The organism is Pseudomonas sp. (assembly GCF_035554175.1).
In the GTDB taxonomy this organism is placed as follows: Bacteria; Pseudomonadota; Gammaproteobacteria; order Pseudomonadales; family Pseudomonadaceae; genus Aquipseudomonas.
Genome location: NZ_DATMIV010000019.1, coordinates 501,313 through 519,514, shown reverse-complemented (window position 1 = coordinate 519,514; position 18,202 = coordinate 501,313). Strand labels below are relative to the sequence as shown.

The following is an 18,202-nucleotide window of genomic DNA, read 5'->3' as shown; positions in this document are numbered from 1 at the left end:
GAAAACACAGGCGTTGGTAGCTCTTGCTCGCAAGCTCTGTCGAGTGGCGTTCGCCCTGATGAAGAACCAGAGCGAATATCGCTTAACCTGAAATTGCGGGGTTGCTACGCAACATAGAATCTCCCACATTTGAAATGCATTTTCCTGTGGGAGCGAGCCTGCTCGCGAAGAGCACGGCACAGGCACCGAAGATTCAAGACACAAAAAAGCCCCCGGACACATTACTGTCCGGGGGCTTTTTGTTTGCCGCGAAAACTGCTTACTTCTTCAAACCGTAGTGCTCATCAAGCATCCCAGGCGAATTCGGCGACTTCGGCGCGTAATCTCGCGGTGGTTCCTGATCACGCGGTGGCGTCAGGCGTTCACGTGGCGCCTGCGCCGCGTCGGCATGCAGGGCGGCGATCAGACGCTGGCGGGTCTGCTCGTCCAGGGCCAGACGGTTGGCGCCCTCGGCGAGGTGATCCTGCACTTCCTGATAGCTCTGGGTCAGCTTCTTGACCAGCATCGCAGTGCTGTTGAAGTGGGTAACCACTTCGTTCTGGTAACTGTCGAAACGCTCCTGGATATCATCCAGTTGACGCTGCGTGCGGCTCGGTGCGGCGTTCGGCGCAACGCGCGCGATCAGGAATCCAATGGCGACACCCACAACCAGGGCAAGAGTCGGTAACAACCAAACTAAGAGCGAGTGTTCCACGAGTCCTTCCTCTATAAACGGCTTTGCTTTACGTTAACGGCTCGAACCTGCGCTGTATACCGCGATTCACTCGCAATAGATTGGCACAGACAATTTGCTAGACGAGTCGACCCGATTCGAGGTCACGGAGTTCCTCCCTTGCTGATGCGTGAAACCCCTGTAGTGATTGAAGGCCCTGTCGGCCAAATCGAAGCTTTGTACCTGGATAACGAGCAGCCGCGCGGCATCGCGCTGATCTGCCATCCGAACCCGGTGCAGGGCGGCACCATGCTCAACAAGGTCGTCTCGACCCTGCAGCGCACCGCGCGCGACGCAGGCCTGATCACCTTGCGTTTCAACTATCGCGGCGTCGGCGCCAGCGAGGGCACGCACGACATGGGCACCGGTGAAGTCCACGACGCCCAGGCCGCCGCCGCATGGCTGCGCGAAAAACACCCGGACTTGCCCCTGACCCTGTTCGGTTTCTCCTTCGGCGGATTTGTTGCAGCAAGTCTCGGCGGTCGTCTCGAAGCCCAAGGCGTGCAGCTTGATCACCTGTTCATGGTTGCTCCGGCGGTGATGCGCCTGGGCGAGCAGGATCAACTGCCGCAGCACGGCGCGTTGACCGTGATCCAGCCGGAAACCGACGAAGTCATTGATCCGCAGCTGGTCTACGACTGGTCCGACCAACTCCAGCGCCCCCATGAGCTGCTGAAAGTGGCAGAATGCGGACACTTTTTTCACGGCAAGCTGACCGATCTCAAGGATCTGATCCTGCCGCGACTCTCGAATTGATTGCAGTCTGACAAGCGATTACCCATGACCAACCGTACCCGCATTCTCACCGGCATCACCACCACCGGCACGCCGCACCTGGGCAACTACGCCGGCGCCATCCGCCCGGCGATCCTCGCCAGCCGCGACAGCCAGGCCGATTCGTTCTACTTCCTGGCCGACTACCACGCCCTGATCAAATGCGATGACCCGCTGCGCATCCAGCGCTCGCGTCTGGAAATCGCCGCGACCTGGCTGGCCGGTGGCCTCGATGTTGATCGCGTGACTTTCTACCGCCAGTCCGACATCCCGGAAATCCCCGAACTGACCTGGCTGCTGACCTGCGTCGCCGCCAAGGGTCTGCTCAATCGTGCGCACGCCTACAAGGCCTCGGTGGACAAGAACGTCGAAACCGGTGAAGACCCGGATGCTGGGATCACCATGGGCCTCTACAGCTACCCGGTACTGATGGCCGCGGACATTCTGATGTTCAACGCGCACAAGGTGCCGGTTGGTCGCGATCAGATTCAGCACGTCGAGATGGCGCGCGATATCGGCCAGCGCTTCAATCATCTGTTCGGTCAGGGCAAGGAGTTCTTCACCATGCCCGAAGCGCTGATCGAGGAAAGCGTGGCGACGTTGCCAGGCCTCGACGGTCGCAAGATGTCCAAGAGTTACGACAACACCATCCCGTTGTTCTCCAGCGCGAAAGAGATGAAGGACGCGATTTCGCGAATCGTCACCGATTCCAAAGCGCCGGGCGAAGCGAAAGATCCGGACAACTCGCACCTGTTCACCCTGTTCCAGGCATTCGCCACGCCGGCGCAGTCCGAGGAGTTCCGCAGCGAACTGCTGGGCGGTCTGGGTTGGGGCGAGGCGAAGAGCCGTCTGTTCCAGCTGCTCGACAATGATCTGAGCGAAGCGCGAGACAAGTATCACCAGTTGATCGAGCGTCCGGCGGATCTGGAAGACATCCTGCAGATCGGCGCCAAGAAGGCTCGCGCCGTGGCCACGCCGTTCCTCAACGAACTGCGTGAAGCGGTTGGCCTGCGTTCGTTCGTCAATCAGGTTCAAGTGGCTGCGACCACCAAGAAGAAAGCCGCGAAAGCCGCACGCTTCGTCAGCTTCCGTGAGGACGACGGCAGCTTCCGTTTCCGCCTGCTGGCGGCCGATGGCGAGCAATTGCTGCTGTCGCGCAACTTCGCTGATGGCAAAACCGCAGGGCAGGTGAGCAAGCAGCTGCAATCCGGCCAGCCTCTGGACGTGCGCAGCGAAGACCTGAGCTTCAGCGTGTGGCTGGAAGGCGAGTGCGTAGGCGATAGCCCGTCGTTCGCTGACAGCTCGGCGCGCGACACGGCGATTGAGGCTCTGCGCATCGCCCTGACTCCGGCTCAGGACTAATCGGCGGCACGACCCGACCAAGGGCCGATTGCCATTCCCACAGGCCGTCGCTACAGTGACGGCCCGTTTTTGTTGCCTTGCTAACGAATTATGACGCCCCTAGAACGATATCAAGCTGATCTGAAACGCCCGGATTTCTTCCATGACGCCGCGCAGGAAACGGCTGTGCGTCACTTGCAGCGCCTGTACGACGACTTGATCGCCGCCGACCAGAACAAGCCGGGTTTCCTGGGCAAGCTGTTTGGCAAAAAGGATCAGGCACCGGTCAAGGGCCTGTATTTCTGGGGCGGCGTCGGTCGCGGCAAGACTTACCTGGTCGACACCTTCTTCGAAGCGCTGCCGTTCAAGGAAAAGACCCGCACGCACTTCCACCGCTTCATGAAGCGCGTGCACGAAGAAATGAAGACCCTCGGCGGCGAAAAGAACCCGCTGACCATCATCGCCAAGCGCTTCGCGGCCGAGTCGCGGGTGATCTGCTTCGATGAATTCTTCGTCTCCGACATCACCGACGCGATGATCCTCGGCACGCTGATGGAAGAGCTGTTCAAGAACGGCGTGACCTTGGTCGCGACCTCGAACATCGTCCCGGACGGTCTGTACAAGGATGGTCTGCAACGTGCGCGCTTCCTCCCGGCCATCGCGCTGATCAAGCAGAACACCGAGATCGTCAACGTCGACAGCGGCGTCGACTACCGTCTGCGTCACCTCGAGCAGGCCGAGCTGTTCCACTATCCGCTTGACGAAGCCGCTCACGAAAGCCTGCGCAAGAGCTTCAAGGCGCTGACACCGGAGTGCACCGCTGCGGTCGAAAACGATGTGCTGATCATCGAGAACCGCGAAATCCGTGCCCTGCGTACCTGCGACGACGTGGCCTGGTTCGACTTTCGCGAACTGTGCGACGGCCCGCGCAGCCAGAACGATTACATCGAACTGGGCAAGATTTTCCATGCCGTACTGCTGAGCGGCGTCGAGCAGATGAGCGTCACCACCGACGACATCGCCCGTCGCTTCATCAATATGGTCGACGAGTTCTACGACCGTAATGTCAAACTGATCATTTCCGCTGAAGTCGAGCTGAAGGATCTGTACACCGGCGGCCGTCTGACATTTGAATTCCAGCGCACGCTGAGCCGCTTGCTGGAAATGCAATCCCACGAATTTCTGTCGCGGGCGCACAAGCCTTAAGCAGATTCGGCGCACAAAAAAGGGCCTGCAATTGCAGGCCCTTTTTTGTGCGCTGAAGATCAAAAGATCGCTGGCTTCGCCAGCTCCTACAGGTGTACGCCGTTCTGTAGGAGCTGCCGCAGGCTGCGATCTTTTGCTTTCAGGCAGCCTGCTGAAACTGCTGCCGATACTGATTCGGCGACAGTTCCGTGTGCTGGCGGAACAGTCGCGCAAAGAAACTCGCATCGTCGTAACCGACTTCATAACTGATGGTCTTGATGCTCTTGCGCGTGCCCGAGAGCAAGCCCTTGGCGGTCTCGATGCGCAGACGTTGCAGGTAATGCAGCGGCTTGTCGCCGGTGGCGGTCTGGAAGCGGCGCATGAAGTTGCGGATGCTCATGCCGTGCTCGCGGGCGACGTCTTCGAAGCGGAACTTGTCGGCGAAATGCTCCTCGAGCCAGTGCTGGATCTGCAGGATGATCACGTCCTGATGCAGCTTCTGCCCGCCAAATCCGATACGCCCCGGCGAATAGCTGCGCTGCACTTCGTAAAGAATGTCGCGGGCCACGGCCTGCGCCACGTTCGCGCCGCAGAAGCGTTCGATCAGGTAGATATACAGATCGCAGGCCGAGGTCGTACCGCCGGCGCAATAGAGGTTGTCGGCATCGGTCAGGTGCTTGTCCTGATTCAGGTAGACCTTGGGGAAGCGCTCGGCGAAAGCATTGAAGAAGCGCCAGTAGGTGGTCGCTTCCTTGCCATTGAGCAACCCGGCCTCGGCGAGCCAGAACACGCCAGTCGCTTCGCCACACAACACCGCGCCGCGAGCGTGCTGTTCGCGCAGCCACGGCAGGATTTGCGGATAACGGCCGCACAGCGTGTCGAAATCGTCCCAGAACGCCGGGAGGATAATCACATCGGCATTTTCCAGACCGCCGTCGACCGGCATGACGACGTCGCTGAAGCTTTTCACCGGTTGGCCATCGGGGCTGACTAGGCGCGTTTCAAACGCCGGCGTCAGGCCGTGGCCCAGTTGTTTGCCGTATCGCAGGCTGGCCACATGGAAAAAATCCTTGGCCTGCATGAGGGTGTAAGCGAAAACCCGGTCGATGGCCAGGATGCTGACGCGCCGCAAGGGCGGGGAGACGTGCTTGGACATAATTCAACTTTTGTTTTGTTTTTATAAGGGAAAGTGGTCACCAGACGGCTGGATCGTCTTATTTTTTGTCGGATGTGTCCAGTGTCCCGTAACGGAAGTCGGGCTTAGTCTCTGAAAGCCGTATCCCTCCAACAAGAAAGAAAGGTGCCGCATGATCCCCAGAACCCTGTTCAGCTCCGAGCATGAATTGTTCCGCGACAGCGTACGAACGTTCCTCGAGAAAGAGGCTGTGCCGTATCACGCGCAGTGGGAGAAGCAGGGGCATATCGACCGCGCACTCTGGAACAAGGCGGGGGAGGCGGGGATGCTGTGTTCGCATCTGCCGGAGGAATATGGCGGGCTGGGCGCGGATTTTTTATACAGCGCCGTGGTGATCGAAGAAGTCGGCCGTCTGGGCCTGACCGGGATCGGTTTCTCGCTGCACTCGGACATCGTCGCACCGTACATCCTGCATTACGGCAGCGAAGCGCTGAAGCACAAATATCTGCCGAAGCTGGTTTCGGGGGAAATGGTTACCGCCATCGCCATGACCGAGCCAGGCGCCGGCTCCGACCTGCAAGGGGTGAAAACCACGGCGGTGCTGGACGGTGACGAATACGTGATCAACGGTTCGAAAACCTTCATCACCAACGGCTTTCTGGCGGATCTGGTGATCGTGGTGGCCAAGACCGATCCGAAGGCCGGCGCCAAGGGCACCAGCCTGTTTCTGGTGGAAGCGAACACACCGGGCTTTGAAAAGGGCAAGCGTCTGGAGAAGGTCGGCATGAAGGCGCAGGACACCTCGGAACTGTTCTTCCAGGACGTACGCGTGCCCAAGGAAAATCTTTTGGGGCAGGCCGGCGCCGGGTTCGCTTATCTGATGCAGGAATTACCGCAAGAGCGCCTGACCGTAGCCATCGGCGGGCTGGCTTCGGCTGAAGCAGCGCTGCAGTGGACGCTGGATTACACCCGCGATCGCAAGGCGTTCGGCAAGGCGATCGCCGACTTCCAGAACACCCGCTTCAAACTGGCCGAGATGGCTACCGAGATCCAGATCGGCCGGGTCTTCGTCGACCGTTGCCTGGAACTGCACCTGCAAGGCAAGCTCGATGTGCCAACGGCAGCGATGGCCAAATATTGGGGCACCGACCTGCAATGCAAAGTGCTCGACGAATGCGTGCAGTTGCATGGCGGCTACGGCTTCATGTGGGAATACCCGGTGGCCCGGGCGTGGGCGGATGCGCGGGTGCAGCGGATCTATGCCGGCACCAATGAAATCATGAAGGAGATTATTGCGCGGTCGCTCTGAGAGGCTGAAAAGATCGCAGCCTGCGGCAGCTCCTACACAGGACCGATGTGAACCCTGTAGGAGCTGCCGCAGGCTGCGATCTTTTTATTTACGGTGCAGGATTCGGATGATCCTTGTGAATCGCCTCAATCCCGGCCAGCACTTGATCGGAAAGCTTCAGATTGAAACTGGCGATGTTGCTGTCCAGTTGCTCAAGCGTAGTCGCGCCAATGATGTTGCTGGTCACGAACGGTTGTTGCGTTACGAAGGCCAAGGCCATTTGCGCCGGATCCAGACCGTGTTCACGGGCCAAAGCCACATAACGGCTGCACGCTGCTTCCGATTGCGGATTGAAATAGCGGCTGAAGCGGCTGTAGAGGCTCAGGCGGCCTTTTGGTGGCCGGGCGCCGCCCTCGTACTTGCCAGAGAGAAAGCCGAACGCCAGCGGCGAATAAGCGAGCAGACCGCATTGTTCGCGAATGGCGATTTCCGCCAGGCCCACTTCGAAGCTGCGGTTGAGCAGGTTGTACGGATTCTGGATCGACACCGCACGCGGCCAGCCACGGGCTTCGGCCAAAGCTAGAAAACGCATGGTGCCCCACGGCGTCTCATTGGACAGGCCGATGTGGCGGATCTTGCCGGCCTTCACTTGTTCATCGAGGGCTTCGAGGGTGTCTTCGAGCGGGGTCAGGTTGGCTTCGATCTTGTGCTTGTAGCCCAGTTGTCCGAAAAAGTTGGTGCTGCGCTCGGGCCAGTGCAATTGGTACAGATCGATGTAATCGGTCTGCAGGCGTTTGAGGCTGCCGTCCAGCGCTTGGGTGATGTGCTGGCGGTTGTGGCGCAGATTCTTGTCGCGGATGTAGTCGATGGTGTTGCCGGGGCCGGCGATCTTGCTGGCGAGGATCCAGTCGGCACGATCACCGCGACTTTTGAAGTAATTGCCGATATAGCGTTCGGTAGTGGCGTAGGTTTCGGCTTTCGGCGGCACCGGATACATTTCGGCGGTGTCGAGGAAATTGATCCCCGCCTCTTTGGCCCGTTCGATCTGGGCGAAGGCTTCAGCTTCAGTGTTTTGCTCGCCCCAGGTCATGGTGCCGAGGCAGATTGCACTCACGTTCAGGTCGGTACGGCCTAGCTGGCGATAGTCCATCGGGTGCTCCTTGGGCAAAACAATCATAAAAGCAGGTTGAAAATTTTTTCGCAATCTGCATAATTGCCGACCTCTTTCTGCAGTGGAAGTGATGCCCCGCCGCCGAAGAATCTTGCCGTTGAACGGACGCGCCGACCCGAGCCCCCGAAAGCGTCTGTATCCGGCTGCCTTTGACTTGTCAAAGTACGCACTATTCAGTAAGATCCGCCGTCTTATTTACAGGCGGCCCCTGAGGCTATAAAGAATGAAAACTTTTACTGCTAAACCGGAAACAGTAAAGCGCGACTGGTTTGTCGTCGACGCTGCTGGTCAGACCCTGGGTCGTCTGGCCACCGAAATCGCGAGCCGTCTGCGTGGCAAGCACAAGCCTGAGTACACTCCTCACGTTGACACCGGCGACTACATCGTCGTCATCAACGCCGAGCAGATCCGTGTTACCGGCGCTAAAACCACTGACAAAATGTACTACTCCCACTCCGGTTTCCCGGGCGGCATCAAGTCGATCAACTTTGAAAAGCTGATCGCCAAGGCCCCTGAGCGCGTGATCGAGACCGCGGTTAAAGGCATGCTGCCTAAAAACCCGCTGGGTCGCGACATGTACCGTAAGCTGAAAGTCTATGCGGGCGCTGCACACCCTCATACTGCTCAGCAGCCCCAAGAACTGAAGATTTAACGGAATAGTTCATTATGTCGGCGACTCAAAATTACGGCACTGGCCGTCGCAAGACCGCAACCGCACGCGTTTTCCTGCGTCCGGGTACTGGTAACATCTCCATCAACAACCGTTCGCTGGATAACTTCTTCGGCCGCGAAACTGCCCGCATGGTAGTTCGTCAGCCGCTGGAGCTGACCGAGACTGTCGAGAAGTTCGACATCTACGTCACCGTGATCGGTGGTGGTGTAAGTGGTCAGGCTGGCGCAATCCGCCACGGTATCACTCGCGCTCTGATGGACTACGACGAAACCCTGCGTAGCGCTCTGCGCAAAGCCGGCTTCGTTACCCGCGACGCCCGTGAAGTTGAACGTAAGAAAGTGGGTCTGCGCAAAGCGCGTAAGCGTCCGCAGTACTCGAAGCGTTAATTCCGCTTCTACGTTCAAAAAAGAACGCCCGATTCCTCACGGAAGCGGGCGTTTTTTTATGCCTGCGATTTATCAAAGAATTGCGTTGTGACAACTTGCCACAGCCGTAGACCCCCTATACTCCAAGGCTTAAGGGGCTGAGCCCCGGGGAATTAACCTTGTCAGAATTGGGGGTTTTCATTACCATTCGGGCAAAATTTTTATAAGTAACATTTGATTTATTTAGTAGACGCCTGATTTAACAGGCCAAAAAAGCTGATGGGAGAGGACTGAATGAGCAATGACGGCGTGAATGCAGGCCGGCGTCGCTTCCTGGTGGCAGCCACATCCGTGGTGGGTGCTGCAGGAGCGGTGGGGGCTGCGGTCCCGTTCGTGGGGTCATGGTTTCCCAGTGCCAAGGCGAAAGCTGCCGGTGCACCGGTGAAAGTGAATGTCAGCAAAATCGAGCCAGGCCAGCAAATGATTGCTGAGTGGCGCGGCCAGCCGGTGTTCATTGTCCGCCGTACCGAGGAAATCCTGGGGAATCTCAAAAAGATCGAGGGCCAGCTCTCCGATCCGACCTCCAAAAACTCCACGCAACCCACCTATGTCGACCCTGAAGTGCGCTCGATCAAGCCGGAAATTCTGCTGCTGATCGGGATCTGTACGCACCTGGGTTGCTCACCGACCTTCCGTCCCGAAGTGGCACCTGCAGATCTGGGCAAAGACTGGGTAGGCGGGTATTTCTGCCCTTGCCACGGTTCCCACTACGATCTGGCTGGCCGCGTCTACAAGTCGCAACCTGCGCCTTTGAACCTGCCAGTTCCCCCGCATTCCTATGAGACCGATGACCTGATTGTCATTGGCGTCGATACGGAGAAAGCGTGATGAGCAAATTCATGGATTGGGTTGATGCGCGCTTTCCCGCGACCAAAATGTGGGAAGACCATCTCAGCAAGTATTACGCACCAAAAAACTTCAACTTCTTCTATTTCTTCGGCTCGCTGGCGTTGCTGGTGCTGGTCAACCAGATCGTTACCGGCGTCTGGCTGACGATGAGCTACACGCCGTCGGCAGAAGAAGCCTTCGCTTCCGTCGAATACATCATGCGCGACGTCGAGTACGGCTCGATCCTGCGTCTGCTGCATTCGACCGGCGCCTCGGCGTTTTTCATCGTCGTCTATCTGCACATGTTCCGCGGCCTGCTCTACGGTTCGTACCAGAAACCGCGAGAGCTGGTCTGGGTGTTCGGCATGCTGATCTACCTGGCGCTGATGGCCGAAGCATTCATGGGTTATCTGCTGCCCTGGGGCCAGATGTCCTACTGGGGTGCCCAGGTGATTATCTCGCTGTTCGGTGCGATTCCGCTGATCGGCGATGACCTGACCCAGTGGATTCGTGGTGACTACCTGATCTCCGGGATCACCCTGAACCGCTTTTTCGCCTTGCACGTTGTCGCGCTGCCGATCGTGATTCTAGGCCTGGTGGTGCTGCATATTCTGGCGCTGCACGAAGTCGGTTCGAACAACCCTGACGGCGTTGATATCAAGAAGCACAAAGACGAAAACGGCGTACCTCTGGACGGCATTGCTTTCCACCCGTATTACACGGTGAAGGACATTGTCGGCGTCGTGGTGTTCCTGTTCATCTTCTGCTTTATCGTGTTCTTCTTCCCGGAAATGGGCGGCTACTTCCTCGAAAAACCTAACTTCGAACCGGCCAACCCGTTCAAGACGCCTGAGCATATTGCCCCGGTCTGGTACTTCACACCGTTCTACGCCATCCTGCGTGCGATCCCGGACAAACTCATGGGTGTTATCGCCATGGGGGCTTCAATTGCGTTGCTGTTTGTCCTGCCATGGCTTGACCGAAGCCCGGTGAAGTCGATGCGCTATAAAGGCTGGATGAGCAAGGTCTGGCTGATCGTATTCTGTATTTCTTTCGTGCTGCTTGGCTGGACGGGCGTTAAAGCTCCGACTCCATCTCTGACATTGCTATCGCAGGTCTGCACCTTCCTGTATTTCGCCTACTTCATTCTGATGCCGTTCTACACCCGGCTCGAGAAGACCAAACCGGTTCCGGAAAGGGTGACTGGCTGATGAAAAAGTTATTGCTTGCTCTGATTTTTGTTGCGCTGCCTTCCCTGTCTTTTGCGGCCGAGGGTCATGGTCCGGAACTGGAACATGTCGATATCGACGTCTCCGACCAAGCCGCCCTGCAGGATGGCGCGCGCACTTTCGCCAACTATTGCATGGGCTGTCACAGTGCCAAGTTCCAGCGTTACGAGCGCGTCGCCGATGACCTCGGCATCCCGCACGAATTAATGCTGGAGAAGCTGGTGTTCACCGGCGCCAAGATCGGCGACCACATGAACATCGGCATGCAGCCGGCCGACGCCAAGACCTGGTTCGGCGCGGCGCCGCCGGATCTGACTCTGGTAGCCCGCGTGCGTGGCACCGACTGGCTCTACGGTTATCTGAAGTCGTTCTACGAAGATCCTGCACGTCCATGGGGTGTGAACAACAAGGTCTTCCCGAACGTCGGCATGCCTAACGTACTGGTCGGCCTGCAAGGTCGTCAGGTGGTGGGCTGCAAACAGGTGCAGATCGTCGAGGATGGCAAGAAGCAATACGATCCGCTGACCGGCACGCCGCTGACCCATGAAGCGTGCGATCAGTTGACCATCGTGCCGAAATCCGGTGCTCTGAACGAAGAGCAGTTCGATGAGAAGGTCAAGAATCTGGTAACCTTCCTGGCTTACTCGGCTAACCCGGTTAAGCTGCAACATCAGCGCATCGGTACTTATGTCTTGCTGTACCTGGCGTTCTTCTTTGTGTTCGCCTACCTGCTCAAGCGTGAATACTGGAAAGACGTGCACTGATACGCTTCAAGCATTGCTGTTAATCGCGCGCGCCCAAGGGCGCCTCCGCTAAAGCAGGGTCTGCTCAGCCAGACCTTGCGGGAGGTGTCCTCTGGGCGCGCGCGTTTTTCCGGTTCCGACACATTCAACAAGCGAGGAGGATCGCCATGGGCGTGACCAATCGGTTGGCCTGTTACTCCGACCCCGCCGACCACTATTCCCACCGAGTGCGCATCGTGCTTGCAGAGAAGGGTGTCAGCGCCGAAATCATTTACGTGGAAGCGGGTCGCCAGCCGCCTAAACTGATTGAGGTGAACCCTTACGGCAGTCTGCCGACGCTGGTCGATCGTGACCTGGCGTTGTGGGAGTCGACCGTGGTGATGGAGTATCTGGATGAGCGTTACCCGCACCCGCCGCTGATGCCGGTTTATCCGGTGGCGCGGGCCAACAGCCGTCTGCTGATCCACCGGATTCAGCGTGACTGGTGCGGGCTGGTGGATCTGATTCTGGATCCCAAGAGCAAAGAGGCCGCACGGGTCGTGGCGCGCAAGGAACTGCGCGAAAGCCTGACAGGCGTTTCGCCGCTGTTCGCCGACAAGCCGTTCTTCCTCAGTGAGGAACAAAGTCTGGTGGATTGCTGCCTATTACCCATACTCTGGCGTTTGCCGATTCTGGGTATTGAACTGCCGCGGCCGGCCAAGCCGCTGCTTGATTATATGGAGCGTCAGTTTGCGCGTGAGGCTTTCCAGGCGAGTCTGTCTGGTGTCGAACGCGATATGCGCTAAGGCTTAAGGAGCCGCTATGAACTCCAGTCGACCTTATCTGGTCCGCGCGCTCTACGAGTGGATTGTGGATAACGATTGCACCCCGCACATGCTGGTCAATTCCGAGTATCCAGCGGTGCAGGTGCCACAGGGCTTTGCCAGCGACGGCCAGATCGTCCTGAACATCTCGCCGAGTGCCGTGCGTCATCTGCACATGGACAACGACGTAGTAACGTTCGAAGGCCGCTTCGGCGGCGTTCCACACAGCCTCTACGTACCGATCAGTGCAATCCTGGGTATCTACGCCCGGGAAAATGGCCAGGGCATGGTGTTTGACCTCGAGTTGCCGATGGATGACGAGGAAGGCATCGATCCGGATGACGACTCGCCGCCACCGGGCAGCGAGCCGCCACGCCCGAGTGGCCGGCCAAGTCTGAAGGTTGTGAAGTAATAAAAAAGGCGATCCGGATGGATCGCCTTTTTTTGTGTCATTGGCCATGTAGGAGCTGCCGAAGGCTGCGATCTTTTGATTTTTAAAAGCAAGATCAAGAGATCGCAGCCTCGTTGCACTCGTCAGCTCCTACACAGCTCCTACACAGCTCCTACACAATCAGGTCAGTCGATGTACTCGAACAGCTTCACGATCTTCTGCACGCCGGACACACCTTGAACCAGATTGGTCGCCTGGTTGGCTTCCTGTTTGGTCAGCAGGCCCAGCAGATAGACGATGCCGTTCTCGGTCACGACCTTGATGCGCGAGCCAGGGATGCTGGCGTCGGTGAGCATCTGGGTCTTGATTTTGGTGGTCAGCCAAGCGTCGTTCTGGCGCGCGAGCAGGGAGGACGGTTGCAGTACTTGCAGCTCGTTATGCACCTTCTTCACTCGCTGCACATTGGCGGCGGCCTGTTCGGCCTTGGCCTTGAGATCTTCGCGAGGGGTCTGGCCGGCCAGCAGGACGACGCCGTTGAAACTGGTGATGACGATGTGTGAATCGTTGTCCAGCGCCGGGTCGGCCTTGGCGATATTCACGCCCGCTTTGGTTTCGATCAGCGAGTCGTCGATCTTGCTGCCGAAGGTGCGGGTGCCACGGTCGTCTTCGATCGGCGCTTCACGGCTGGCATTCACCACGGAGGTGCAGCCGCTGATGCCGAGGCATAGGGTCAAGGCCAGAAGGCCAAGGCGATTAGGGGTCATTCTTCACTCCCGAACAGTTGGCTGTCGATCAGATCGCAAAGGCAATGGATCGCCAGCAAGTGGACTTCCTGGATACGTGCAGTGACGTCGGCCGGTACGCGAATCTCCAAGTCCTCGGGCAACAGCAGCGACGACATGCCGCCGCCATCGCGTCCGGTCAATGCTACGACAATCATTTCGCGATCATGTGCGGCCTGGATCGCTTGAATAATATTCGCCGAGTTACCGCTGGTCGAAATCGCCAGCAGCACATCGCCTGGCTGACCGAGGGCGCGGATCTGTTTGGAAAACACTTCGTTGTAGCTGTAGTCGTTGGCGATCGAGGTGATTGTCGACGTGTCGGTGGTCAGCGCGATCGCCGGCAGGCTCGGACGCTCGCGTTCGAAGCGGTTGAGCAGCTCCGAGGAAAAGTGCTGGGCGTCGCTGGCCGAGCCACCGTTGCCGCACGAGAGCATTTTGCGTTCGTTGAGCAAGGCGTTGACCATGATCTGGCTGGCTTCCTCGATGTACGGTGCAAGTACGTCCATCGCCTGTTGCTTGGTGTCGATACTGGCCTGGAATAGCTGGCGAATTCGGGATTGCATGTCCATCTGTGTGACCTTAAGTGGCGCGGCTGTTCGGCACGTGAATGTGCAGCCCGCAAAGCAAAGAGCAAAATGTGGCGGACAAAATCGGGGCAGAGTGCAGGCAATCAACCGTCGAAAGCATTCTGCAACCAGTTCAACTGATACGGGTGGCTGTCGATCGCCACCACGTCGAAGCGGCAGGGGGAATTGGCCCAGCGCGACTCGCGCTGAAGAAAATACTGTGCTGCAAAGATCAGTTTCTGCTGTTTGCGCTCGTCGATACTGGCGAGCGCACCACCCCATTGCGTATTTTTTCTGTAGCGAACTTCAACGAATACTACTGTATCGCCATCAAGCATGACCAGATCAAGCTCGCCGCGCTTGCATAACCAGTTCTGCGCCAGCAGCCGCAGCCCTTGATTCTGCAGATGTTCGAGCGCGTGACGCTCGGCATCCTTGCCGCTTTGCGAGCGCGATCTGTCGGGCATCAGCGCTGAGTGTCCGGCAGGCGCTGCACCTGACCGCTGACGAACTGCGCCCAAGGCAGCTGACGCACAACACGCTGGGTCTGGGTCATGCCGAGGCTGCCCGACTGACCCTCGATCCGGCTGTCCGGCAGGGCTTTGAGCTGACCAAGGCGCGGTGCCAGACGATAGGCGTCGGCGCCCATGGCGTACAGGCGACCGAGACTGCCGTTGGCTTGCGGCCACTGTGCAGTCACTTGCTGGCGCAACGGATCGCTGGTTTCCAGCAGCCATGGGGTTTCGCAGAAGCGAATGCCGTTCATGTCGTTGTACTGATTGACGTCGCCGCTGGCGCTGTACACGTGGGAGGTCGCGTAGACGGGAACGTCACCGGCGTACTGGAAGTTCAGGGTCGGCTTGATCTGCTGGGCCTGTTGCGGCGTGGCGGCGAGGAAAATGAATTCGATGTCCTGACGGCGCGAAGGCTGCGCGGCGACGTTGGTGCCAGCAACGTTCTGCAGGCTCTTGGCGCGGGCTTCGCTCTGGCGCAGCTGGAACATGTCGGCGATCTGCTGGGCCAGTTGCACCGGCTGATCGACACGTTCGGTGGCGACGATGCTGCCGCCATTGGCTTGCCAGTCCTGGCTGAACGCACGCAGGACGCGGTCGCCCCATTCGCCCTTGGGCACCATGATCGCCGCGCGGTGCAGGCCATCGGCACGGGCCCGCCGCGAGACCTCACGGGCTTCGTCTTCAGCAGCGAGACCGAACTGGAACAGTTGCGCCGGGCCTTGCTCGCCTTCGCTGTAGTTCAGCGCCAGGGTGGTGATCGGCAGTTGCGGGCGGGTGCTCAGTTGCTTGACCAGTGGTTTTTCCAGCGGGCCGACCACCAGTTGCACACCGTCAGCCTGAGCCTTGCGGTAGAACTCGTCCATCGAGGTCAGCTTCGAGCTGTCGTAGAACTCAATGGCAGGTGGGTTCTGCCCGGCCTGTTGCGCCTGATAATGCGCGGCCATGAAGCCTTCACGCAGCGCTTTGCCGACCGAAGCCAATTGGCCGTCCTGTGGTAGCAGCAGGGCGATTTTGCTCAGGGGCTGGCTGGCCAGTTCCTTGAGTTTGGTCAGAGGCAGGGGCAGGTTGATTGCGGCCGGGTGCTTTGGATTCTGTGCGCGCCAGTTGTCGATCGCGGCTTGCTGCTGCTCCAGCGTGCCTGCGGTTTTCACCGCTTGCGCCAGTGCCATCCAGCCGCCGAGGTCGTCGTTGCTGTTCGGTTGCAGTTGATCGGTCGGCAGCGAGGCGATCAGGGTCCAGATCGCTTCGTGGTTCTTGCTTGCCGCTTCGCCTTCCAGCATCGGCGCGATGAACACACGCTCGCGGGCAGCGGCCAGTGTCTGGCCATCGGCTTCAAGGGCGCGGGCGTGGACGGTGCCGGTGCGTACTTGCTGCTCTTCTGGCATTTCACCCAGCTTCTGGAAGCTCGGATGGCTCAGGGCAGTCAGCGCAGCTTTCGGTTGATTGCGCGTCATGGCCAGCTCGGCGGACAGCGTGTTGGCGAAAATCTGCTGGCCTGGCTTGAGTTGCTCCACCGGCACTTGTTGCAGGATTTGCGCGGACTGGCCGGCATTGCCTTGGCGGTAAGCCTGGTCCGCCGCGCTCAGGCGCAGCAGGGCGGCTTGTTCCGGGGTTTTAGCCTGGGCAGCCTGTTCGAGCAGTTGCTCGATGCTGGCGTCCGGAGTCCGTGGAAGTTCGCCAAGGCTGGAGGAAGGGGAGCTGGCACACGCGGCCAATAAGGCAGCGAGGCAGAAGGCAGTGAACAGCCGCAGGCAAGCGATCATGTAAGTGTTCCTGATACTCGATCAAATTAGCGTGGAATTGTACCCAAGCACTGGCCGGGGCGCGATGTTAGTGGCGTGAATCGGTCAATTTAGCTGAAGCAAATGTTGTGACGGCGCACACCCGTGAGCAAAACCGCGCTCGGCTCGCGCGCATCGCCAGCCTCGTGACGCGTTACAATGGCCGCTTTTAACGATCACGAGGTGTGCGCTTTGACTGCTCCAGGTCCTTTGAATTCCGCTGCTGGCTCGCTTTATGTGGTGGCGACGCCCATCGGCAACCTGGACGACATCAGCGCCCGGGCCTTGAAAATCCTCCGTGAAGTGGCGCTGATTGCCGCGGAAGACACGCGGCACTCGGCACGCCTGATGCAGCACTTCGGTATCGGCACGCCGCTGGCCGCATGTCACGAGCACAACGAACGGGATGAGGGTAGCCGCTTTATTACCCGATTGCTGTCGGGCGACAACGTCGCGCTGATCTCCGATGCCGGCACGCCGCTGATTTCCGATCCGGGTTATCACCTGGTGCGGCAGGCTCGCGCGGCGGGGATCAATGTCGTGCCAGTGCCGGGCGCCTGCGCACTGATCGCCGCGCTGTCGGCGGCGGGGCTGCCGTCCGACCGTTTTATCTTCGAAGGTTTCCTGCCGGCCAAATCGGTCGGGCGCAAGGCGCGTCTGGAGGCGGTCAAGGAAGAACCGCGTACCTTGATTTTCTACGAGGCGCCGCACCGCATTCTCGAATGCCTGCAGGATATGGAGGCGGTGTTTGGTGCCGAACGTCAGGCTTTGCTGGCCCGCGAGATCACCAAAACCTTCGAAACCCTCAAAGGCCTGCCGCTCGCCGAGTTGCGCGCTTTCGTCGAGTCCGACAGCAATCAGCAGCGGGGCGAGTGCGTGGTGCTGGTCGCCGGCTGGACCGCGCCGGAGTCGGAGGACGCGGTCAGTAGCGAAGCCATGCGCATCCTCGAGCTGCTCCTGGAGGAAATGCCCCTCAAGCGCGCCGCCGCACTGGCAGCGCAAATCACTGGCGAGCGCAAAAACGTGCTGTATCAGCTGGCGCTGGATAAACAGAAAGGCGTGTAAGCCGTCGCCCATGGCGCTCTTGAGGGTTTTAGCGCTTGTTCTTCCGGCGCTCTGCCGTTAACCTTCGCGGCGGAGAGTCGATCGGACAGTCGCTGCCCTCTATGAAAATTAGGGGGGGGAGGAAAGTCCGGGCTCCATAGGGCGAAGTGCCAGGTAATGCCTGGGAGGCGTGAGCCTACGGAAAGTGCCACAGAAAATAACCGCCTAAGCGCGCAAGCGCCGGTAAGGGTGAAAAGGTGCGGTAAGAGCGCACCGCACGTCTGGCAACAGTTCGTGGCTAGGTAAACCCCACTTGGAGCAAGACCAAATAGGGTCCCAAGGCGTGGCCCGCGCTGGGACCGGGTAGGTTGCTAAAGATGTCCAGTGATGGCCATCGTAGACGAATGACTGTTCAAGACAGAACCCGGCTTACAGATCGACTCTCCACCTTTTTCTTTCCCTGCCTGAGTCAAGGATTGAGCGGCTGTGTAATATCAGCAGGCCCGGTCTGAAATTCCGGCAGCGGCAATCGCGGTAATAGCCTTTTCCCACCTCGCTTCAATCCACAGCAGAAGCGCATTTGTAATACCGAAAAAATCTTACTCTTAACAAATCACTTTAACTTTCGAGCGCAGCTGTCAGTGCTGCATCAAGTTATCAGTCGAAACTTCACGTCAGATTCTCGTTAAGCCTCCTTTTACGCTCCTAAATCTCCGTTCTGTAAGGCTTTTCCTTTAATCCGCGCCTTGACGGTGTGGTGGGCGCATTCCTATAGTGTGCGCAAGTGGCGGAAAGTGGCATGAAGTGGGTTTT

General features: G+C 58.8%; 19 protein-coding genes and 1 other RNA gene. 13 read left to right on the top strand and 7 right to left on the bottom strand.

The genetic code is table 11. The features are described 5' to 3' along the window. Positions 1-259: 259 nt before the first annotated feature. Positions 260-694, bottom strand: a complete 435-nt coding sequence (locus VNV36_RS10615; protein ID WP_016773251.1) for a Z-ring associated ZapG family protein — start codon at positions 692-694, stop codon at positions 260-262. 144 nt (positions 695-838) lie between these two features. Between VNV36_RS10615 and VNV36_RS10610 the strand changes: the two genes are divergently transcribed. The 3 genes from VNV36_RS10610 (at position 839) to zapE (ending at position 4,033) form a co-directional block, all read left to right on the top strand. Then, the gene (locus tag VNV36_RS10610) at positions 839-1,468 is read left to right on the top strand and encodes an alpha/beta hydrolase (protein ID WP_325717717.1); all 630 of its coding nucleotides are present in this window, start codon (positions 839-841) and stop codon (positions 1,466-1,468) included. A gap of 24 nt (positions 1,469-1,492) precedes the next feature. Next, positions 1,493-2,848 (top strand): tryptophan--tRNA ligase, encoded by a 1,356-nt coding sequence (locus VNV36_RS10605; RefSeq protein ID WP_325717704.1) that lies wholly within the window; start codon positions 1,493-1,495, stop codon positions 2,846-2,848. 90 nt (positions 2,849-2,938) lie between these two features. Further along, complete coding sequence (gene zapE / locus VNV36_RS10600; protein ID WP_039761353.1) at positions 2,939-4,033, top strand: cell division protein ZapE; 1,095 nt, start codon at positions 2,939-2,941, stop codon at positions 4,031-4,033. 139 nt (positions 4,034-4,172) lie between these two features. On the opposite strand, the gene VNV36_RS10595 is transcribed toward zapE, so the two are convergent. Next, positions 4,173-5,069, bottom strand: coding sequence for a GlxA family transcriptional regulator (locus tag VNV36_RS10595; protein ID WP_325717716.1), 897 nt, complete (start codon positions 5,067-5,069; stop codon positions 4,173-4,175). A gap of 250 nt (positions 5,070-5,319) precedes the next feature. On the opposite strand from VNV36_RS10595, the gene VNV36_RS10590 reads away from it, so the two are divergent. Continuing rightward, a complete protein-coding gene (locus tag VNV36_RS10590; protein WP_101161947.1) occupies positions 5,320-6,456 on the top strand; it encodes an acyl-CoA dehydrogenase family protein in 1,137 nt (378 codons plus the stop codon). 88 nt (positions 6,457-6,544) lie between these two features. Here the strand turns inward: VNV36_RS10590 and VNV36_RS10585 are convergent, their stop codons facing one another. Continuing rightward, positions 6,545-7,585, bottom strand: coding sequence for an NADP(H)-dependent aldo-keto reductase (locus VNV36_RS10585; RefSeq protein WP_325717703.1), 1,041 nt, complete (start codon positions 7,583-7,585; stop codon positions 6,545-6,547). Positions 7,586-7,829: 244 nt separating this feature from the next. Between VNV36_RS10585 and rplM the strand changes: the two genes are divergently transcribed. The 7 genes from rplM to VNV36_RS10550 all read left to right on the top strand — a co-directional run bounded on the left by rplM (position 7,830) and on the right by VNV36_RS10550 (position 12,719). Further along, the gene (gene rplM, locus VNV36_RS10580; protein ID WP_003228062.1) at positions 7,830-8,258 is read left to right on the top strand and encodes a 50S ribosomal protein L13; all 429 of its coding nucleotides are present in this window, start codon (positions 7,830-7,832) and stop codon (positions 8,256-8,258) included. A 14-nt stretch (positions 8,259-8,272) separates the two neighbouring features. Further along, positions 8,273-8,665 carry a 30S ribosomal protein S9 gene (gene rpsI, locus VNV36_RS10575; protein WP_003228056.1) on the top strand — a complete coding sequence of 131 codons (393 nt, stop codon included), beginning with the start codon at positions 8,273-8,275 and terminating at the stop codon, positions 8,663-8,665. A gap of 273 nt (positions 8,666-8,938) precedes the next feature. Beyond that, positions 8,939-9,532, top strand: coding sequence for a ubiquinol-cytochrome c reductase iron-sulfur subunit (petA, locus tag VNV36_RS10570; RefSeq protein ID WP_007917031.1), 594 nt, complete (start codon positions 8,939-8,941; stop codon positions 9,530-9,532). Further along, positions 9,532-10,743 carry a cytochrome b gene (locus tag VNV36_RS10565; RefSeq protein WP_325717702.1) on the top strand — a complete coding sequence of 404 codons (1,212 nt, stop codon included), beginning with the start codon at positions 9,532-9,534 and terminating at the stop codon, positions 10,741-10,743. The genes petA and VNV36_RS10565 overlap by 1 nt, the downstream gene beginning before the upstream one ends. After that, positions 10,743-11,525: a cytochrome c1 gene (locus VNV36_RS10560; RefSeq protein ID WP_325717701.1), complete on the top strand. Its 783-nt coding sequence runs from the start codon at positions 10,743-10,745 to the stop codon at positions 11,523-11,525. Before VNV36_RS10565 ends, VNV36_RS10560 begins: the two co-directional genes overlap by 1 nt. 146 nt (positions 11,526-11,671) lie before the next feature. Then, positions 11,672-12,289 (top strand): glutathione S-transferase N-terminal domain-containing protein, encoded by a 618-nt coding sequence (locus VNV36_RS10555; protein ID WP_007961620.1) that lies wholly within the window; start codon positions 11,672-11,674, stop codon positions 12,287-12,289. A gap of 16 nt (positions 12,290-12,305) precedes the next feature. Then, positions 12,306-12,719: a ClpXP protease specificity-enhancing factor gene (locus VNV36_RS10550; protein WP_325717700.1), complete on the top strand. Its 414-nt coding sequence runs from the start codon at positions 12,306-12,308 to the stop codon at positions 12,717-12,719. 164 nt (positions 12,720-12,883) lie between these two features. Here the strand turns inward: VNV36_RS10550 and VNV36_RS10545 are convergent, their stop codons facing one another. The 4 genes from VNV36_RS10545 to VNV36_RS10530 form a co-directional block, all read right to left on the bottom strand. Next, complete coding sequence (locus tag VNV36_RS10545) at positions 12,884-13,462, bottom strand: BON domain-containing protein (RefSeq protein WP_101161952.1); 579 nt, start codon at positions 13,460-13,462, stop codon at positions 12,884-12,886. Next, positions 13,459-14,052 carry a phosphoheptose isomerase gene (locus tag VNV36_RS10540; RefSeq protein WP_325717699.1) on the bottom strand — a complete coding sequence of 198 codons (594 nt, stop codon included), beginning with the start codon at positions 14,050-14,052 and terminating at the stop codon, positions 13,459-13,461. The genes VNV36_RS10545 and VNV36_RS10540 overlap by 4 nt, the downstream gene beginning before the upstream one ends. Before the next feature lie 101 nt (positions 14,053-14,153). Beyond that, positions 14,154-14,516 (bottom strand): YraN family protein, encoded by a 363-nt coding sequence (locus VNV36_RS10535; protein ID WP_325717698.1) that lies wholly within the window; start codon positions 14,514-14,516, stop codon positions 14,154-14,156. Then, positions 14,516-16,327: a penicillin-binding protein activator gene (locus tag VNV36_RS10530; RefSeq protein WP_325717697.1), complete on the bottom strand. Its 1,812-nt coding sequence runs from the start codon at positions 16,325-16,327 to the stop codon at positions 14,516-14,518. The genes VNV36_RS10535 and VNV36_RS10530 overlap by 1 nt, the downstream gene beginning before the upstream one ends. 177 nt (positions 16,328-16,504) lie before the next feature. Here VNV36_RS10530 and rsmI point away from each other — a divergent pair, with 177 nt between their 5' ends. Then, positions 16,505-17,410, top strand: coding sequence for a 16S rRNA (cytidine(1402)-2'-O)-methyltransferase (gene rsmI, locus VNV36_RS10525; protein ID WP_325717696.1), 906 nt, complete (start codon positions 16,505-16,507; stop codon positions 17,408-17,410). A gap of 73 nt (positions 17,411-17,483) precedes the next feature. Continuing rightward, an RNA gene (gene rnpB, locus VNV36_RS10520) (RNase P RNA component class A) lies at positions 17,484-17,837 on the top strand. Positions 17,838-18,202: the final 365 nt, after the last annotated feature.

Bases quoted from the DNA above. Each gene is read 5' to 3' on its own strand.
- VNV36_RS10610 (WP_325717717.1), top strand. From the start codon at position 839: ATGCGTGAAACCCCTGTAGTGATTGAAGGCCCTGTCGGCCAAATCGAA.
- VNV36_RS10605 (WP_325717704.1), top strand. From the start codon at position 1,493: ATGACCAACCGTACCCGCATTCTCACCGGCATCACCACCACCGGCACG.
- zapE (WP_039761353.1), top strand. From the start codon at position 2,939: ATGACGCCCCTAGAACGATATCAAGCTGATCTGAAACGCCCGGATTTC.
- VNV36_RS10590 (WP_101161947.1), top strand. From the start codon at position 5,320: ATGATCCCCAGAACCCTGTTCAGCTCCGAGCATGAATTGTTCCGCGAC.
- VNV36_RS10585 (WP_325717703.1), bottom strand. From the start codon at position 7,585: ATGGACTATCGCCAGCTAGGCCGTACCGACCTGAACGTGAGTGCAATC.
- rplM (WP_003228062.1), top strand. From the start codon at position 7,830: ATGAAAACTTTTACTGCTAAACCGGAAACAGTAAAGCGCGACTGGTTT.
- rpsI (WP_003228056.1), top strand. From the start codon at position 8,273: ATGTCGGCGACTCAAAATTACGGCACTGGCCGTCGCAAGACCGCAACC.
- petA (WP_007917031.1), top strand. From the start codon at position 8,939: ATGAGCAATGACGGCGTGAATGCAGGCCGGCGTCGCTTCCTGGTGGCA.
- VNV36_RS10565 (WP_325717702.1), top strand. From the start codon at position 9,532: ATGAGCAAATTCATGGATTGGGTTGATGCGCGCTTTCCCGCGACCAAA.
- VNV36_RS10560 (WP_325717701.1), top strand. From the start codon at position 10,743: ATGAAAAAGTTATTGCTTGCTCTGATTTTTGTTGCGCTGCCTTCCCTG.
- VNV36_RS10555 (WP_007961620.1), top strand. From the start codon at position 11,672: ATGGGCGTGACCAATCGGTTGGCCTGTTACTCCGACCCCGCCGACCAC.
- VNV36_RS10550 (WP_325717700.1), top strand. From the start codon at position 12,306: ATGAACTCCAGTCGACCTTATCTGGTCCGCGCGCTCTACGAGTGGATT.
- VNV36_RS10545 (WP_101161952.1), bottom strand. From the start codon at position 13,462: ATGACCCCTAATCGCCTTGGCCTTCTGGCCTTGACCCTATGCCTCGGC.
- VNV36_RS10540 (WP_325717699.1), bottom strand. From the start codon at position 14,052: ATGGACATGCAATCCCGAATTCGCCAGCTATTCCAGGCCAGTATCGAC.
- VNV36_RS10535 (WP_325717698.1), bottom strand. From the start codon at position 14,516: ATGCCCGACAGATCGCGCTCGCAAAGCGGCAAGGATGCCGAGCGTCAC.
- VNV36_RS10530 (WP_325717697.1), bottom strand. From the start codon at position 16,327: ATGATCGCTTGCCTGCGGCTGTTCACTGCCTTCTGCCTCGCTGCCTTA.
- rsmI (WP_325717696.1), top strand. From the start codon at position 16,505: ATGGCCGCTTTTAACGATCACGAGGTGTGCGCTTTGACTGCTCCAGGT.